General features: G+C 70.1%; 14 protein-coding genes and 1 pseudogene. 8 read left to right on the plus strand and 7 right to left on the minus strand.

Features of this window, described 5'->3' with window-relative positions:
* Nucleotides 1-110: 110 nt before the first annotated feature.
* Genes QF037_RS46260 through QF037_RS46275 form a run of 4 tightly spaced genes read right to left on the minus strand, consistent with a single transcriptional unit; the run spans nt 111 to nt 6118 of the window.
* The gene (locus QF037_RS46260; protein WP_307036032.1) at nt 111-1763 is read right to left on the minus strand and encodes an ATP-binding cassette domain-containing protein; all 1653 of its coding nucleotides are present in this window, start codon (nt 1761-1763) and stop codon (nt 111-113) included.
* A complete protein-coding gene (locus QF037_RS46265) occupies nt 1760-3490 on the minus strand; it encodes an ABC transporter ATP-binding protein/permease (RefSeq protein ID WP_307036034.1) in 1731 nt (576 codons plus the stop codon). The genes QF037_RS46260 and QF037_RS46265 overlap by 4 nt, the downstream gene beginning before the upstream one ends.
* Nucleotides 3487-4758: a cytochrome d ubiquinol oxidase subunit II gene (locus tag QF037_RS46270; protein WP_307036036.1), complete on the minus strand. Its 1272-nt coding sequence runs from the start codon at nt 4756-4758 to the stop codon at nt 3487-3489. Before QF037_RS46270 ends, QF037_RS46265 begins: the two co-directional genes overlap by 4 nt.
* Entirely contained in the window at nt 4751-6118 is a 1368-nt protein-coding gene (locus QF037_RS46275; RefSeq protein ID WP_307036037.1) for a cytochrome ubiquinol oxidase subunit I, read from the minus strand. The genes QF037_RS46270 and QF037_RS46275 overlap by 8 nt, the downstream gene beginning before the upstream one ends.
* A 404-nt stretch (nt 6119-6522) precedes the next feature.
* Here QF037_RS46275 and QF037_RS46280 point away from each other — a divergent pair, with 404 nt between their 5' ends.
* From QF037_RS46280 to QF037_RS46295, 4 genes and pseudogenes are all read left to right on the plus strand, one after another.
* Complete coding sequence (locus tag QF037_RS46280; protein WP_307036039.1) at nt 6523-7608, plus strand: LLM class flavin-dependent oxidoreductase; 1086 nt, start codon at nt 6523-6525, stop codon at nt 7606-7608.
* Entirely contained in the window at nt 7605-8219 is a 615-nt protein-coding gene (locus QF037_RS46285; protein WP_307036042.1) for an FMN reductase, read from the plus strand. The genes QF037_RS46280 and QF037_RS46285 overlap by 4 nt, the downstream gene beginning before the upstream one ends.
* 212 nt (nt 8220-8431) lie before the next feature.
* Entirely contained in the window at nt 8432-9598 is a 1167-nt protein-coding gene (locus QF037_RS46290) for an MFS transporter (RefSeq protein WP_373463993.1), read from the plus strand.
* Nucleotides 9599-9717: 119 nt separating this feature from the next.
* A pseudogene (locus tag QF037_RS46295) lies at nt 9718-9903 on the plus strand (oxidoreductase); the annotation flags it as partial.
* Nucleotides 9904-10112: 209 nt separating this feature from the next.
* Here the strand turns inward: QF037_RS46295 and QF037_RS51220 are convergent.
* The 3 genes from QF037_RS51220 to QF037_RS46305 are packed head-to-tail and all read right to left on the minus strand — an operon-like array spanning nt 10113 to nt 11236.
* Entirely contained in the window at nt 10113-10280 is a 168-nt protein-coding gene (locus QF037_RS51220) for a response regulator transcription factor (protein ID WP_373463994.1), read from the minus strand.
* A complete protein-coding gene (locus tag QF037_RS46300; RefSeq protein WP_307036046.1) occupies nt 10281-10808 on the minus strand; it encodes a hypothetical protein in 528 nt (175 codons plus the stop codon). It lies immediately after the preceding gene.
* A complete protein-coding gene (locus QF037_RS46305) occupies nt 10805-11236 on the minus strand; it encodes a hypothetical protein (RefSeq protein ID WP_307036048.1) in 432 nt (143 codons plus the stop codon). Before QF037_RS46305 ends, QF037_RS46300 begins: the two co-directional genes overlap by 4 nt.
* A 389-nt stretch (nt 11237-11625) precedes the next feature.
* On the opposite strand from QF037_RS46305, the gene QF037_RS46310 reads away from it, so the two are divergent.
* The 4 genes from QF037_RS46310 to QF037_RS46325 all read left to right on the plus strand — a co-directional run bounded on the left by QF037_RS46310 (nt 11626) and on the right by QF037_RS46325 (nt 17239).
* Nucleotides 11626-11850, plus strand: coding sequence for a helix-turn-helix domain-containing protein (locus QF037_RS46310; protein ID WP_307036051.1), 225 nt, complete (start codon nt 11626-11628; stop codon nt 11848-11850).
* 159 nt (nt 11851-12009) lie between these two features.
* Complete coding sequence (locus QF037_RS46315; RefSeq protein ID WP_307036053.1) at nt 12010-12453, plus strand: SsgA family sporulation/cell division regulator; 444 nt, start codon at nt 12010-12012, stop codon at nt 12451-12453.
* A 556-nt stretch (nt 12454-13009) separates the two neighbouring features.
* Nucleotides 13010-14140 carry an AraC-like ligand-binding domain-containing protein gene (locus QF037_RS46320; protein ID WP_307036055.1) on the plus strand — a complete coding sequence of 377 codons (1131 nt, stop codon included), beginning with the start codon at nt 13010-13012 and terminating at the stop codon, nt 14138-14140.
* A gap of 357 nt (nt 14141-14497) precedes the next feature.
* On the plus strand, nt 14498-17239 hold the full coding sequence (locus QF037_RS46325) for a helix-turn-helix transcriptional regulator (protein ID WP_307036057.1): 2742 nt from the start codon (nt 14498-14500) through the stop codon (nt 17237-17239).
* Nucleotides 17240-17322 lie beyond the last annotated feature (83 nt).

A 17322-nucleotide genomic window follows, 5' to 3' on the forward strand; every position in this document is an offset into this window, starting at 1 on the left:
GCCGCGGGATCGCCGTCCCGCACCACGCAGGGCCCATCAACGCCGACTGCCCGTCCGGAAAACCGGTCGGGCAGTTCGCGTACCGCCTGGGCTGTGACGCCGACCGTGGCCTACCCCCGTACATGCTCGGCCGTCAGCTTGCCGTTGTGCTGCCGTTCGGCGGTCCGGCCGAGCCGTACGACAGTGGTCGGTGTGCTGTCCAGCAGGTCGAGGTCCTGCTCCTGCAGGGCGATCACCAATGCGGTCTCGGGCAGGGCCTCGGGCAGTGCGGCCAGGAGCGCTTCGGCGGTGGGGCGGTCCAGGCCGGCCACCGGCTCGTCGAGCAGCAGGATCGGTGGACGCCTCAGTACGGCGCGTGCCGTGGCGAGGCGCCTCCGCTGTCCTTGGGACAGCAGGCGCCCGCCGGGGCCCACCGGTGTGTCGAGTGGCAAGGCCGACAAGCCGACGAGTTCCAGCATGTCCCGTAGCGCGGTGGTGTCGGCCGACGGTGCCGCCTGACGCAGATTGGCCGCGACCGTGTCGTCGGCCAGCCAGTCGTCGGCCTCGACGAAGGTGACTGTCTCGGCGACGGCCGAGGCGGGCAGTTCGTGCACGGGCGTGCCGTCGAGGAGCACGGTGCCGGCAGGGACTGGTACGCGCCCGGCCAGCTGGCCGAGCAGCGTCGACTTGCCGCTGCCGTTTGGGCCGGTGACCAGGACCAGTCCCGGGCCTGCCACGGTCATCGTGAGTTCCGCGGGCGAACCGATGAGCGGGAGGCGATCCGTCTCGACGGAGCGGACGGCCTCCCGCCGTCGGCCCGCCGGGTGCGCCTCGGCGGCGAGGGGGGCCAGGCGCCCGGCCGCGTCCCTGGCCCGGGCCAGTTGCTGCATCAGCCCGGGGAGTCTCTCCAGGAGCTCCCACCCGGCGGCGACGAGCAGCACCTCGCCCACCACGACGGCGGTCGGCTGGGCCGAGGCGTCGCGCAGGGCGATGACCAGAACCGTCGCCTGCCCCAGTGCGGCAAGGAGACGCAGCGTCAGTCGGCCGTGCCGCTCGGCTCGGGCAGCGGCCCACTCGGCGGACTCGACGGCGGCCATGGCGCTCGTCGCCGTCCGCTGAGCCTGCGGCAGGGCGTCCAGGCACCGCAGTTCGTTGAAGGCGGCCCGGCTGCCGAGCAGCACGGTACGGAGTGCGGCCCTGGCGTCGGCGGCATCGGCGAGGTGGGTCCGCGCGCGGTGGTGGGCGTGCCGGGCGCAGGCGAGGGCGACGGCCAGGACGACCAGTTCGGCCACTCCCAGTACCGGCATGGCCCACAGCAGCAGTGCCTCGACCAGGCACGCGGTGGTGACCGCCGCCACCAACGGTGCGATGACGTTTGCGGGCAGGCCCGCGACGGTCTCCACATCGGCGGTGAGCAGGGTGAGCAGCGTCCCGTCGCGTTGTCCGCGCAGCTGACGGGGCGTGAGGCCGGCAGCGCCGCGGGCCAGCCGAGCTCGCAGGGCCACTTGGGTGGCCAGCAGGGTCCGGTGGTTGGCCAGGCGTTCGAGGTAGCGCAGACCGGTGCGGGTCAGGGCCAGTGCCCGGACTGCGCCCGAGGGGTACATCCAGGACCAGGTGGTGTTGGCCTGGAGGGTGACCACGGCGCAGGTCGTCAGGAACCAGCCGGACACACCGAGCAGTGCGGCGCCGCTGAGCTCTGCCGGCGCGGCGAACAGCATGCCGGTCAGGAGGGCGCGGCGGGGAGCCGCTGTACGCAGCAGCCGCCAGGCGCTGATCCGGTTCATCGGGCTCTCCCGTGGTCCAGCGTGATGACGTGGTCCGCCAGCGGCAGCAGCGCGGGACTGTGGGTGGCGAGCAGGACCGTACGGTCGCGGGCCAGCGTCCGCAGCGCGGACAGGACGCGTTGCTCCGCTTCCGGGTCGAGGTGTGTGGTCGGTTCGTCCAGGTACAGCAGGGGTGCGTCCCGCAGCAACGCCCGGATGAGGGCGAGCTGTTGGGACTGGCCGGAGGAGAGGCCGGTGCCGCGTTCGCCGAGCGGTGTGTCCAGTCCCTGCGGCAGTGCGGCCAGGAGGTCCTCGAAGCCGAGGGAGGCGACGGCGTCCAGCAGGGCGTGGTCGCTCGCGGCAGGCCGGGCCAGGAGGAGGTTCTCGCGCAGGGTGCCCGGCAGCAGATGAGCGGGCTGGCCCACCCAGGCGACCCGGCTGGGGTCGGCGGGGACCGGCAGGCAGTTCAGCAGGTGGAGCGCGCGTCCACCGTGCGGGGCGTACAGCCCGGCCGCGACGGCGAGCAGGGTGGACTTGCCGGCCCCGGTGGGTCCGGTGACGGCGAGGCATCGCCCCGGTGCGAGGTACACGCTGACATGGTCCAGCGCGGGTCCCTCCTGTCCGGGGTGATGGACCGTGACGGCTTCCAGGCACACCCCGGGTGGCGCTGCGGCCTGTCGGGCACGTCGGGCCGACGGCACCACGGTTTCGCGATACGCGTCCAGGATCTGGGCCAGTAGGCCGGCGGCGGCGGTCGCCCGGGCGCGGGCGTGGTAGCCGGCGGCCAGGTCCCGGGCCGGTGCGAAGTAGGCGGGCACCAGGACGAGGACGAACAGCGCGGCGGACAGGCTCATGTGGTCCGGTACGACCGGCAGGTCCAGGTAGCCGAGCAGGACCAGTCCGCAGTAGGTCGCCACCACGGCGAGGGTGCCGGTGATCAGCAGTTCGACCCACGCGGTCGACAGGAAGGCGATCCGCAGCACCTTCTCGGTGCGACCGGCGACCTCCCGGTCGTGCCGGGCCAGCGAAGCGGCCGCCTGGTCGTGCGCCCCGAGCCCGACCAGGGTGGGCAGGCCGCGCAGATGGTCCAGCAGTCGGGCCTGGTGGGTGCGGATCGACGCCAGTTGGGCCCGTACAACGGTCTGCGTGCCCAGGCCGATGACCTTCAGGTTGGCCGGTAGCAGCGGGGTGGCGGCCAGCACGAGCAGGGCGACGAACCAGCTGCGGGAGGCGATCGCGGCCAGGGTGAGGCCGCTGCCGAGCAGCATCGTGGTCCGCGCGGGCAGGTAGTCGGTGAGCCAGTCGGTCAGCTGACCGACCTCGCCGTCGACGGCCTGGACCAGTGCCGCGTCGTCCAGGTCGGAGCGGGCCGGGCCGCGTGCGGGCAGCGCCGTCTCGATGAGTCGGCCGCGCAGGTTCTCCCGTACGGTGCGGGCGCCGCGCGCGGCCGCCGCGTCGCCCGCGGCCAGCAGTACGGCGCGCAGGGCCACGCCGGCCGCTATGAGCAGGGCTGGCGGCAGTACGTCGGACGCGGGGGCGCCGTGGAGTGCGGACACGCCGCGCTGGGCGCCCCAGGAGAGCCCTCCCGCCCAGATGACCGTGCCCAGCTGGGCCGCGCCGCGCACCAGTCCCGCGCGGCGCAGCTCCCGCCCACCTACGGCTGCCCATTCCTTCAACCGGGCGGCGGGCACCGGGTCTTCGGCCTTGTCCGCGGCCAGTTCGTCGAGGAGTACGGCGGTGGTGGTCACGAGATGGTCTCCGCCTCGATGTCTGCGATGTCCGCGTGGAAGTACCCGGCGCGCCGGTCCCGGCGGTCGCCTGCGATCCAGGCGGCCAGCGCCGTGCAGCCCAGGACGGCGATGCCGGCCGGGCCGATCCAGTCGGCCACACCGCCGAACACGTCCTGGGACAGGGCGGTCGCCAGAATGCCGAGCACCACCAGCAGGGTCCGTCGCACGATCGTCCGCAAGGTGCCGGAGGGCGCCGGGGAGACCGCCAAGGGGTAGGTACGGGCACGCAGCGGCGGGATCGGACGCTCCACCGGATCGGTGTACTTACCGCGGAAGCTCCGCCAGGCGTAGGTGTTGTAGGCCAGTACGAACGGCATGCACAACCCGACGCCCAGGACCAGGAAGAGCTGGGAGGAGTGCGGGCTCGCAGCCTGATGGACGGTCAGTCCGGGCGGTACGACGACCGGTACGGAGACCACGGCCAGGCCCAGCAGCCCACAGACCGTCGTCGTGGCCACGGCGGCGAACGGCCGCCAGTCGGGGCGACGGCCGAATCCGTGCCAGGCGACCGCACCGGCCACGACCCCGGCGACGACCGTGAGCCAGAACAGCACAGCGCGCATGGGCTGGCCCAGCTGCGCCTGCTGCGGGTCTGCGCTCGGCAGCAGCAGGCCGAGTACGAGCGCCATGACCGCGGTGACCACCAGCAGCGACCGTCCGGTGCGGCGGACGCCCGACCGCGACCAGCCCTCGGTCTTGTCCTGCAGCCAGGCGGCCCCGGCCAGCAGGTAGACGGCGACCAGGCCGAGAGCGCACAGCACGCTGTAGAAGCTGAGCCAGTCGAAGGCCCCGCCCTGGAAGGTACCGCTGCGCTGGTTCGGGCCAGTGAGCACGGCGCCGATGACGAGACCTTGGCACGCGGTCGCCGCGAGCGACGCCCCGCCGAACAGCAGCGCCCAACCTCGCCGGTAGCCGTCGGCCGCACCCTGCATTTCCAGGCCGAGCCCGCGCAGGATGATGGCGATCAGCATGCCGATCAACGGCAGGTAGACACCGGGCAGAATCACGGCGTAGGCGCCCGGCAGGCCGGCCCAGAGGACGACGCCGGCCAGGATGATCCAGCTCTCGTTGGCGTCCCAGGCGGTGGCGACGATCTCGCCGTACTCCCGTCGGCGCTCCGGCCGGGCCGCCAGGCTGAGCATGCCCACCCCGAGGTCGTAACCGTCGAGGACGACGTACATGGCGAGTGAGATGAGGACCAGGGCGTAACTGGCGTACTCAAGCACCGAGGGCCTCCGATGCGTCGGTCGAGGCGGGCCCGGTGGGCAGTGCTTCGGGGCCGGCCTTGACGGTGCGGACGATGTAGCGGGCCCAGATGGCCAGCAGGGTGACGTAGAGCAGGACGAAACCCGCCAGGCTGGCAACGACTTCGAAGGTGGTGAGGTGGGAGACCGCATCGGCGGTGCGCAGCTGGCCGTAGACGACCCAGGGCTGGCGGCCCGTCTCGGCGACGATCCACCCGCCGGTGATGGCGATGATCCCGGCCGGGGTCATCCACACCATCCACCGCAGGAAGCGCGGGGAGTCGAACAGGCGCCTCCGCATGCGCAGGACCACGCCCGCGAAGGCCGTGCCGAACATCAGCAGCGCGGTGAGGTACATCGCGCGGAAACCGTAGAAGGTGGTCCACATGTTGGGGCGCTCGTCGGGCGGGGTCTGCAGCAGTCCGGGCGTCGTCGTCTTGCCGCTGAGGTCTTGGGCGATGACCGAACCGAGATACGGAATGCCGACCTGCAGCCGGTTCTCACCCTTGTCGGTGTCGGGGACGATGAGCAGGTTGTATCCGTTGTTGTCGCTCTTCCAGTTGCCCTCGAAAGCCTCCAGCTTGGAGAGCTGGTGCTGTCCCATGAAGACCGCCGTGCCGTCTCCCACGTACAGCTGCACCGGCATCAGCACCCCGAGCACGCCGAGCGCGATCGACAGACAGCGGCGGGCCATGGGCTGGGCGTGGACCCGGTTCTTCACCAGGTGCCAGGCGGAGATCCCGCCGACGAACCAGGCGGCGCTGATCAGCACGGCCAGCAGCATGTGCGGGAAGCGGTGGGCGAAGGCGGGGTTGAACAGGATGCTGATCCAGTCCCTCGCGTGGAACTGGCCCTCGACCTTCTCGTAGCCGACCGGGTCCTGCATCCAGCTGTTGGCCGACAGGATCCAGGTGGTGGACAGCAGCGTTCCGAAGGCGACCATCCAGCTGGCCAGGGCCATGGTGCGCGGGCGGATCCGCCCGTCCCCGTAGAGCATGAGGCCGATGAAGCCTGCCTCCAGGAAGAAGGCGGTGATCACTTCCATGCCGATGGTGACCCCGATGACCGGCCCCACCGCGTGGGCGTACACGCCCCAGTTGAGGCCGAACTCGAACGTCATCACCGTGCCCGCGACGACGCCCAGGCCGAAGCCGACGGCGAAGATCTTCTTCCAGAACCGGAAGATCTGCAGATACAGGGGGTTCTGCGTGCGCACGTAGACCGTGTACACGACGGCGAGGAGCACGGAGAGGCCGACGGTGAGCGCGGGGAAGGTCATATGGAAGATCGCGGTGATCGCGAACTGCCATCGGGACAGTTCGGCGACGGTTGACGAGTCCATGGGTACTCCCGGGAGGCAGCGTTTCTTGGCGAAGGTCGCGCGTGTTCACGGCCCGCGCAGGGCGTGGTATCAGGCACGGGCTGCCCGGATGGGGCCTCTCGGTGGGGGCCGCCGTCGCGTGCCGGGCACGCCGTCGCTGCGGCCGAGCCGGCCAGGGGGAGGGGATGCGATCGCCGCCCTGTGGCACCGACACGCTAGACGGCTGACCGGGTACCACGATTGCCTACGAGCGCCCCTGCACTTGCCCGATGCTGCACACTTGCGGTCGCACAGGCGGCGGCCCACCACACGGGCCGGGAGAGGGCGCTGACGGGCAAGCTCCTCTGCACGGACAGGCACGACGATCATTCGACCGGTGCCTACATTTCCGGCACCTACACAGTCGCCGGAATGAAGAGGTCCCCATGCAGTTCGGTATTTTCTCGGTGGGGGACGTGACCCCCGACCCAACCAACGGCCGTACCCCGTCGGAGCAAGAACGCATCAAGGCGATGGTCGCCATCGCGCTGAAGGCGGAGGAGGTCGGCCTGGACGTCTTCGCGACCGGTGAGCACCACAATCCGCCGTTCGTGCCGTCGTCGCCTACCACGATGCTGGGCTACATCGCCGCCCGTACCGAGAAGTTGATCCTTTCCACCGCCACGACGCTGATCACCACCAACGACCCGGCGAAGATCGCCGAGGACTACGCGATGCTCCAGCACCTGGCCGACGGCCGGGTCGACTTGATGATGGGCCGCGGCAACACCGGCCCGGTCTATCCGTGGTTCGGCCAGGACATCCGCCAGGGCCTCAACCTCGCCAAGGAGAACTACGCGCTGCTGCGTCGGCTGTGGCGCGAGGACATCGTGAACTGGGAGGGCAAGTTCCGTACGCCACTTCAGGGGTTCACGGCCACACCCCGGCCGCTGGACGGCGTACCGCCGTTCGTGTGGCACGGCTCGATCCGCTCGCCCGAGATCGCCGAGCAGGCGGCCTTCTACGGCGACGGCTTCTTCCACAACAACATCTTCTGGCCCGCCGACCACACCAGGCAGATGGTCCAGCTCTACCGGCGGCGGTACGCTCACCACGGTCACGGGCGGCCCGAGGAAGCCATCGTAGGCCTCGGCGGGCAGGTGTTCATGCGGAAGAACTCGCAGGACGCGGTACGGGAGTTCCGCCCCTACTTCGACAACGCGCCCGTCTACGGGCACGGGCCCTCGCTCGAGGAGTTCACCGAGCAGACCCCGCTGACGGTGGGTTCTCCCCAGCAGGTCATCGAGCGGACACTGTCCTTCCGTGCGACCGTCGGCGATTACCAGCGGCAGCTGTTCCTGATGGACCACGCGGGTCTGCCCCTGAAGACCGTCCTGGAACAGCTCGACATCCTCGGCGAAGAGGTGGTGCCCGTCCTGCGGAAGGAGTTCGCGATCGGCCGCTCCGCCAAAGTGCCGGATGCGCCCACCCACCAGTCCCTGCGGGCCGTTCAGGAGGTGTCCGCCGCGTGAAGCTCGTCGCTGTGTCCGCGGGGCTGAGCACCCCGTCCTCCACACGCCTGCTCGCCGACCGTCTCGCCGAGTCGGCCCGCGGCGAACTCGCCGCTCAGGGCCACGACGTGGAGACCAAGGTCATCGAGCTGCGTGAACTGGCCGTCGCCGTCGCCAACAACCTCGTGACCGGTTTCCCGGCGCCCCAACTCGCCGCGGCGATCGACGCGGTGACGGGCGCCCACGGCCTGATCGCCGTGACGCCCGTGTTCACCGCCTCCTACAGCGGGCTGTTCAAGTCCTTCTTCGACCTGATCGACCCCGACGCCTTCACCGGTAAGCCGGTCCTCGTCGCGGCGACGGGCGGCACGGCCCGCCACTCCCTGGTCCTGGAACACGCCCTGCGCCCGCTCTTCGCGTACCTGCGCGCCACCGTCGTATCCACCGCGGTGTATGCGGCGTCCGAGGACTGGGGATCCGGCGGTGACGAGTACACCGAGGGCCTGCCCGCGCGGATACGGCGGGCGGGCGGCGAGTTGGCCGCCCTGATGGCCGCCCGCCCGGCCGAGGAGACGTCCGAGGACGACATCACCGCGCTCGAACGGCAGCTCTCCGACCTGCGCTTCGACTGAGGCGACCCCCGGCGGGTCCCGAAGCGAGCACTCGTCAAGCAGTATCTGTCCAGTGATCCGGTTGCGTTCCGGTCCGGGCTCGCCGCGGCAGGTGCTGCCCCGGCCGGTCTCTCGGGCCGGGCTGCCCGGTTCTCACCAAGAAGGTACCCATGTCCGAGTCACCCGATCTCCAGGCCCCACGCCTGCCCGCCGCAGGAAAGAGCTCGCACGGCGTGCCGGGATGGCTGATAGCGCTTCTTGCCGTTGCCTCCGGCATGACCGTCGCCAACCTTTACTACGCCCAGCCGCTGCTCTCCTCACTGCGTGACGCCTTCCACGTGAGCACGACGGGTGCAGGTTGGCTGATCACTCTCACCCAGGTCGGCTACGTGGTCGGCATGCTCTTCCTGGTCCCGCTCGGCGACCGGTTGGAGAAGCGCCGCCTGATCACCGTGCTGTTGGCGGTCACCACGCTCGCCCTCGTCACGGCCGGACTCGCCACGAACTTCCCCCTGCTGCTTACCGCGTCCTTGATCAGCGGCGCCACGTCGGTCGTCGCGCAGATCCTCGTGCCCGTCGCCGCGAGCCTCGCCCCCGACCACGCCCGCGGCCGCATCGTCGGCCGGGTGATGAGTGGCCTGCTCACCGGCATCCTGCTGTCCCGGACCCTCAGTAGCCTGGTCTCCGACCTCGCGGGCTGGCGCGTCGTCTACCTCGGCTCCGCCGTCCTCATGGCCGTCCTCGCCATGGCCCTGCACGCCGCTCTGCCGCAGCACGCGCCCACCACGAACATCCCCTATGCCCACGTGCTGCGCTCCACCGTCCAGCTGGTGCGCACCCACCCAGAGCTGCTGCGGCGCGGACTGTACCAGGCGGCGATGTTCGGTTCGTTCAGCGCTTTCTGGACGACCATCTCGTACGTCCTCACCGGGCCCCGGTTCCACTACTCCGAGGTGGGGGTCGGCATCTTCGCCCTCGTCGGTGCGGCCGGCGCGGCAGTGGCCCCGTTCGCCGGGCACTGGGCCGACCGCAAGTTGACACGGCCCATGACCGGTGCCGCCTTCGCCGTCGCTGCTGTGGCGTTCACGCTCGCCGGCTTCGGACAGCGCAGCATCGTCCTGATCGGTCTGGCCGCGATCCTGATCGACATGGCCGTGCAGACGACTCTCATTCTCGGCCAGCACACCATCTACCAGCTCGACCCCGATGCGCGTGCCCGCCTCAACAGCGCCTACATCGCCACCTTCTTCCTGGGCGGTGCGGTCGGCTCCCAGCTGGGTTCGCTCACCTACTACGCCGGCGGCTGGACGCCGGTGACGCTTCTCGGTGGGGCACTGCCGCTCCTGGCCCTCCTGTACTGGGCCTCGGAACGGCGACTGGGCGGCCCCACCGCACGGTGACGGCAGGACAGACATGGCTGATCATGCGCAGCCGCTCCCGCTCGGTGCGGCCCGGCAGAGCCGTTCCGCCTGGCGGGCGCCGGCAGGAGGCGCCGAGGGTCCGCGAAGCAGCCGCCCCTCGTCACCGGCTCGGCCAAGGTCATGCCCTGCGCCCGCTCTTCGCGTACCTGCGCGCCGTCGTCGTCCCCACTGCGGTGTACGCGGCGTCCGAGGACTGGGGATCCGGCGGTGACGAGTACACCGTGGGCCTGCCCGCGCCCATGCGGCGGGCGGCCGGCGAGCTGGCCGCCCTGGTGGCAGTCCGGCCGACGAGACGTCCGCGGCCGACATCACCGCGCTCGAACGGCAGCTCTTCGATCTGCGCTTGCTGCGCTTGGACCGAGGTGACCCCCGTGGGTCACAGAACGGGCACGCGGATTCACCGACCGAGCCGGGGCCTGCCGTGCTCGGGCTGGAGGAGGCCAAAGGTGGATGAGGTGAAAGCAGGGCGCGGTCCGCGACCGTCGGAATCCGGTCACCATCCGCCCAGTTGGAGCTTCTCCCGCAACTGGCCACGGGAGGAGATCCCCAGCTTCGGATAGACCTTGTACAGGTGTGCTCCGATGGTGCGGTGGGAGAGGTAGAGCTGCTGGCCGATCTCCCGGTTGGAGAGCCCTGTCGCGGCCAGCTGCGCGATCTGCAGTTACTGCGGCGTGAGCAGATCCCAGTCCGCGGGCATGCTCTGCGTGCCCCCCTCGCCCGCGGAGCGGCGTTCCTGGCACGCGCGCTCGTGCCAGGGTTGAGCCCCCAGCGAGGCGAAGGACTCCCTGGCGATGCGCAAGGGCGCCCGGGACTCCATCACCCGGCGTCTACGCCGCAGCCATGCGCCGTAGGCGAGCAGGATGCGAGCCCGCGTGAAGGGATCCCGTGACAGGTCCAGGTCGAGCGCCGACCGGAACGACGCCTCTGCATCCTCGTCGTCGGCCAGGAGGGCACGGGCGAACCCCAGGTTCGCCCTGATCATCCGCGCCGTTGCGGCCGCGGCCGATTCGTCGAGCCGGCTGAGGGCGTCGCGCGCCAGGGCCCTGTCCTCGTCGCAAACAGCGGCCTCGGCGAGCGCCGGGATCGCGATGGTCTGGAGATACGGATGATGCGCGGGGTCCGCGGGGTCGAAGACTCGCCACACGCAGGCGAACGCCTCGGCGTGACGGCCGGCCGCGAGTCCGATCATGCCTCGCGTGATCTGGATGAAGGGAGGGTGGAGGAATTCGCCACGGCGAGTACGTGGCGTTCACCCTGTCCGATGGCGGTCTGCGCCGCCTCCAGGTCCCCGAGCACCGCCGAGAAATGGGCCTTCGCGACGAGTGCACCGGTGGCCGAGCGAGGCTGGGCGTTCTCCTCCGCGAGCCGCAGGGCCTCGGCCACGCTCGGCAGGCCCGACTCCCAGTCCACGATGTGCGCCGAGGTGAACGACAGGGACACCAAGGACTGGGCGAGGAGCCCCAGCCGCCCCTGGGCCCGCAGGCCGGCCTCCGCGTGCCGGAGGAAGCCCGCCGCATGGTCGTAGCCACCCATCGTCGTGGCCGCCGTACCGAGGGTGGTGGCGGCGAGGGCGTCGTAGCCGCCCTCGCTCTCCAGGCGCTCGAACCGCTCGATCACCGTCGCGCCACGCGAGTGGGGTCGCGGCGGCCAGGACGAACAACAGCTCGGGGTGCAGCTCCGGGACGGGCAGCCGCTCGGCCGCGGCCACCACACGCTGGCGTAGCGCGCGCCCCGGGTCGGCCCACCAGCATCGTCGCGCCGCCAGTCGCAGAAGCCGCAGTGCGAGTGCGGGATCACCGGCGTCAGCCGCATTCTCCGCCGTGGCGATGAGGAGGTGCAGACGCGGGATGCTCTTCGACACATCGACTTCGAGTCCCTCGCTCAGCAACACTGTGCGGGCCCGATCCAGCACGTCGAGTTCCACCGGTGCCGCCAGATGGAGAAGGGTCGCGGCCTGATCCGTCCTGCCGAGTTCTAGGGCCAGTTCCGTCGCTTTGAGCAGGCGCTTGCACAAGATCTTCGAGGGCGAGGACACCACGGTCAGCCGCTGGATCCAGAGCCGCCGCCTGGAAGCGTGCCGACGGGACCTGCTTCACCGGGAGGCCGCGAATCGCACCATCGTCGCGGTGGCTCGCCGGTGGGGTTTCACCAGTGCCGCCCACTTCAGCCGGGTGTTCAGGGCTGCCTATGGGATGTCCCCCCAGCGAGTGGCGCGACACCCACAAACGTAGTCGCGCCGCCTCTGGGGCTCATTGATCCGTGGAAGTCCGCGCTTGGGGCTCTGACGGGCAACGCTTCGTACGTTCTTAGACAAGCTGCTTCTATCGGCGACATTAGGGTCATTTGCGTAGACGCTGCCCCCCAAAATGACCTGCTGATCGAGGTAAGAAATGACTCAGCCGTTTTCCGGTGCCGCCGATGGCGCCTCGGTCACCCACGAGGTCGTGGCGCATGTCGTCGTCGCGTACGAACCGCCGGTATCGCTGCCCGCCGAGCTGCACTACGACAGGACAGACCCCTACGCCGTGTGCCTCTCCCTCGGAGGGACGCCGACCGGCACGGTCGACTGGGTGTTCGCCCGCAGCCTCCTGTCGGAGGGATTGAGCCGACCGACGGGTGTCGGAGACGTCCTGGTGATACCCCGGCACCGCTGCCATCGGCACTCGGTGCGCATAGTCCTCAGGTCCACCGCGGGGGCCGCCGTGCTGGACATCGCGGCCTCGGCGGTCACGGCGTTCTTGCAGCAGACCGACGTGGTCGTACCACCGGGCGCGGAGGGCCTCCACATCGACCTGGACCGCGTCGTGGCCGAACTCATGGCGGGAAGCGAGTGACGGGTCGGCTCGGAAAGCATGGCGTCTGGGCCTGTGTCGGCGGTGAGGTGCTCCACACCGTCTCAGCTCGCGGATGAGGCGCGGGCGGTCAGTGGCGGTCGACGGAGTGAGCGCATGGTCGCGCTGGTGTCGGACTTCCTGTACGTACTCGCCGCCGAGGCGAAGTCCCACCCACCGGTCGTGGATCGGTGACCGGTTCGCCCGCAGCGCCGGGGATTTCTTCGTCTTACTCGTCAGGGAACTTCGTCGGCAGTTGTCCCTTGCCGCATATGCACCACGACGCCCGCCGGAGCGCTTGCAGGAGGTGATAGGTATCTCCCCTGTGGGTAGCCGCCTCTCTGGTCGACACCGCACGTATGCCTCCGGAGTCGGGCCCGCCGCGCTGTGATGCCGAGCGGCGCCGCCGCAGCACGGCCTGCCGACCGCCAACCATGAGCACGCGCATCTGCGCCATGTCTCAGTCGTGCACCCCTGATCCAGCGGATTCACGCGATGTGCCGACCCACGCCCGATGGCACGGTGTCCCAGAAAGCACACCGGCTGAAGGGCGGACATCATGTCCCCAGATTCATCGATACCGGAACCCGGGAGGCAGCTCTCGGGCACCCGCTACACCACGGATTCGGTGCCCGCCCACCAACGACGGACGTACTGGCGCGCAGCCCTGTCCCAAACGTTTGCCGCAGTCGACATCGCCGTCTTGGACGAGGTCTGCTCGGGAACCATCCGAACGTCCCGGCTGGGCCATCTCCAGGTCGCCACCGTGGAGGGTGAGCCCCTGCGGGCGCGGCGGACTCCGCAGCTGATCGCACGGGGTGAAGACGAATATCTGGTCGTCAAGCTTTTGGTCAGGGGTGTCGCCATGGTCGAGCAGGACGCTCGTGAGGTCCACCTGCATCCCGGGGAGATCGTCTTCTGCGACCTGACACGCCCGATGCGGATGGAATTTCCCCATCCCTTCCAGACGAAATCCCTTGTCCTGCCGCGGCGGCTCCTGGGCCTGGGAGAGTCCGACCTGCAACGTCTCACGGCGACACCCATCCGCCCCGACACAACGTTGGGCTCACTACTGTCACCCCTTCTGACCCAGCTCGTGGACACGGCGGAAACGTACCCGTCGGCTGTCGGTGAGGTGCTGGCCCGCCATATCGTCGACCTCCTCACCCTCCTGGTCGGGGAGCGACTTCACCAGGAGGTGGGTGACACATCGAGCGCAGCCCGGGTGCTGCTGCCGCGGATCCAGGTGTTCATCGACCGGCACCTCGCCGATCCGGACCTGACGCCGGAGGTCATAGCCCGCGCCCACCACATCTCCGTACGCTACCTGCACAGGCTTTTCGAGACCAAGGACGTCACTGTCAGTCGGTGGATCCAGCGCCGTCGGCTGCAGGAGTGCCGACGTGAGCTGGCCCGCCGGGAGGCGGCAGGCCGGACCATCGCCGGTGTGGCTCGCCAGTGGGGTTTCACAAGCGCCGCCCACTTCAGCCGGGTCTTCCGGGCCGCCTACGAGATGTCCCCCGCCGAGTGGCGGGACTCCGCGGCGCGAGCGCCTCGTACGCCTCCGTCGCCGAGCGGAGTGTCAAGGGTGTCGGAGCCCGTGGCGGCGTTGCGGCCTCGGCGTTCCAGTCTGCCCCCAGCCCGGAGTGGCTTTCACCTCGCCGGTGAGGCCGGGGACACAGCGGCCTGAGACGAGGAGGCTTCCCGGCCCAGATCATGATCTTGCTGGCGCACAGCCAGTACGGACACCCCCTTCGACGAGCTCAGCCTCGATCCCTGCAAAACGTCCAGTCCGGCTTCGGTCAGCGGGCCGACGACGTCACTCCGCCCAGCCATGCCGGGGCTTCCGCCAGCGGCATGGCCGTCTCACCCTATGTACCGAGTTGTGCTCTGGGCTGCCGCTCTTGCCATAGTGGACACCCGGCGCGTCGTCCGCGCCTGCCGGAGCCGTCTTCCGGCACCGGCAGCCGACGCCGAAGGGCGGAGTGGCCGGTCGGCATGGGCTGAGCCCGGCTTCGGCCGGCGAGTGCGGACAGGAGGGGCGTGAGTGGCGGGGTCAGTCGGGTCGCTGTCCCGAAGCGGTCTGCGCGGCCGGGAGGCCGAACTCGAAGAGCTGCAGACACTGATCGCCTCGGTGGCCCGCACCGGAAGCGGCGCGCTGACTCTGATCCGGGGGGAACCGGGAATCGGCAAAAGCACGCTGCTTGCCGAGGCCGTCGCCAGGGCCGGAGCAGCGGGATTCTCAGTCGGCCTCGGCAAGGCCGATGAACTGCATCACATTGTGCCGCTCTCGTCGTTGGCAGCCTGCATCCTGCACGGCGATCAGCCGCTGTTGTCCGGCGATGCTTTCGCCGATCTTGCGCGCCATCACGATCAGCGGATCTGGCTGGTGGAACGCCTGGCGGAGGCGATCGAAGCCAGAGCCGCCAGCGTGCCGGTGCTGATCGCCCTGGACGACGTGCAGTGGGCCGACCCGCTGAGCCGGTTCGCCCTGAAGCAGCTTCCGACACGTTTGCGGACCTCGCCGGTTCTCTGGATGCTGACCGGGCGACAGACGCCGGCTGGGCCGGCGGAGGAGGTCGTCGCAGCTGCGACGGGCGAACTCCCGGCGATTACTGTGCCATTGGGGCCACTGTCCGGCGCGGCCATCGGCCAGCTGGCCGACGACGCACTGGGTGCAGTCGTTGACGAGCGGGTGCGGGACCTGCTCGACGGAGCCGGCGGGAACCCGTTTCTGGCGGTCGAGATGCTCGCGGGACTGCGGACCGCCGGTGCCTCGGGTGAGCCTGTGCACCCAGGGCTCGTCGTGGGCGTGCGCGGCAGACTCAGTGCCCTGCAACCCAGCACACTGCGCTTCCTTCAGATGGGAGCGGTGCTGGGACGCAGGTTCGGCTTTTCCGAGGCCGCCGCGCTCTGCGGCCAACCGCCCACCACGTTGATCGCGGCGCTCGATGAGGCGGTGCGCGCCGGACTCCTGGACGACGACGGCGATCATCTGGTCTTCCGGCATGATCTGCTGCGCCAGGCGGTCTACGTCGACATCCCGCCGTCGGCCCGGAAGGCTCTGCACCGAGCGGCTGCCAAACACCTTGTCTCCGCGGGCCACCAGCCGATCGACACGGTGCCCCACATCCTCAAGGGCGCCCTGCCCGGAGACGAGGAGGCCGTGACGCTGCTGCGGCGAGCCGCTGATGACGTTCTGCCCGTCACACCGGGCCTCGCGGCCGACCTGATGACGCGCGCCCTGGAATTGGTGCCGCCCGCGAGGCCGTTGAGCTTCGTGGTGGGTGAGCAGGCGATCGTCTGCCTGACACGGGCCGGCAGGAATCGAGAGGCGCTGTCGACCGGCGACCGGCTGCTGGCCTTCCGGCCGCCCCTGGAGGCGTTCAGTCGCTTGCATGCCGCTCTCGGCGGGACGCTGTGGAACATGGATCTCGCCGACGAATTGCGCCGCCGGGCCGAAACGGCCCTCGCAGTCGGGGGTGCCGCCCCGGAGGTCGGGGCGAGGCTGGCCGCCCTGCGTGCGCTGGCCCTGTCCCGAGGGCATGATCTTGTCGCGGCACGTGAGGCCGGCGAGAACACGCTGCGCGACGCCATCGCGATCGGTGACAGGGAGGCGCACGTCCTGGCGCTGTTCGGGCTCGGCGAGATCGCGCTCAACGCGGGAGAGAACGACATCGCACTGGAGCGCTTCACCGCGCTCAGCGCCGTCGATTCCGCTTTCCTTCCCGAAGAGATCGTCGCGTACCAGCACTTGGACGACTTCGAGTCCAGCCAACGATTGCTGGAGGCGGCGGACAATGCCGGGTCGCCCCGTCAGGCGATGCTGCTGTGGGCACAGGCCCGGCAGCATCTGGGGCTCGGAAGGCTCGACGACGCCGAGGCCGACTTCGTGACAATGGAACGCCTGGAAGAAGACGTACAAGTACCCGTCCAGCAGCTGAACTCTCGCGTGATCCGCTCCCAGATCGCACTTCTGCGCGGCGACCGGGAAGCGGCGCGGCAGCACCTGACCGCAGCGCAGGAAAGACTGGTGATCAAACCGAACCCGGGCAACACGGCCGCGGTGCGCTTCCTGGAAGCGGTCCTCGCCGAGGCCGACGGGGACGTACGGCTTGCCATCGACAAGATACGGCAGGTGCAGGCGGAAGGTCCCTTCATGCGCTGGCGGCTGTTGCGCACCTGGGTCGACTCCGCGATACGCATGGCCCTGCGGGGCGCGGACCACGGGCTCGCCGAGGACCTGGCCGCACAGGCCCAGGCCCACGCCGAACGCAACCCGGCCGTGCCCACCGCCATGGGCATCGCGGCGCAGGCCCTCGGGCTCGTGAGCAAGGATCTCGCCGTACTGGAACGTTCCGTGGCACTGCTCAAGGCGAGCCCTCGCCCGCTGGTCCGGGCCGCCGCCTCCGCCGACCTCGGCCAGGCACTACTGGCAGCGGGCCGGAAAGTTGAAGCAGTGGCCACCCTGGCTCACGCCCATGCCACGTTCGCCGAGTCAGGCGCCCACGCGGCAGCGGCACGCGTGCAGCGTGACATGGGTGCGGAGGCCGGCAGCCGCAGGTCAGCGACCAGGCAGCGCCCCGTCCAGGGATGGGAGGCCCTCACGGCCTCGGAGAAGAAGATCGCCCGCCTCATTGCCGAGGGTCACACCAACCGGTCGGCAGCCGACCTGCTCGTCGTCTCCCCGCACACGGTCAACACTCACCTGACCTCCGCCTTCCGCAAGCTGTCGGTCAACTCCAGGGTCCAACTTGCCAACCTCGTCATGGCCTTGCGCGACGACTGAGCGGACACGTTGGTACGTTCACGCGATGCCTGCCCCACCTGGACGCGCTTGGCTGGGACCGAACTCATTCGGAGGCCACCGAC

Origin of the sequence: Streptomyces canus (assembly GCF_030815415.1) — a bacterium.
GTDB classification, from domain to species: domain Bacteria; phylum Actinomycetota; class Actinomycetes; order Streptomycetales; family Streptomycetaceae; genus Streptomyces; species Streptomyces canus_F.

Excerpts from the sequence above, each read along its gene's own strand:
- QF037_RS46300 (WP_307036046.1), bottom strand. The coding sequence starts at position 10,808 with ATGATCGGACTCGCGGCCGGCCGTCACGCCGAGGCGTTCGCCTGCGTG.
- QF037_RS46280 (WP_307036039.1), top strand. The coding sequence starts at position 6,523 with ATGCAGTTCGGTATTTTCTCGGTGGGGGACGTGACCCCCGACCCAACC.
- QF037_RS46320 (WP_307036055.1), top strand. The coding sequence starts at position 13,010 with ATGTCCCCAGATTCATCGATACCGGAACCCGGGAGGCAGCTCTCGGGC.
- QF037_RS46315 (WP_307036053.1), top strand. The coding sequence starts at position 12,010 with ATGACTCAGCCGTTTTCCGGTGCCGCCGATGGCGCCTCGGTCACCCAC.
- QF037_RS46275 (WP_307036037.1), bottom strand. The coding sequence starts at position 6,118 with ATGGACTCGTCAACCGTCGCCGAACTGTCCCGATGGCAGTTCGCGATC.
- QF037_RS46260 (WP_307036032.1), bottom strand. The coding sequence starts at position 1,763 with ATGAACCGGATCAGCGCCTGGCGGCTGCTGCGTACAGCGGCTCCCCGC.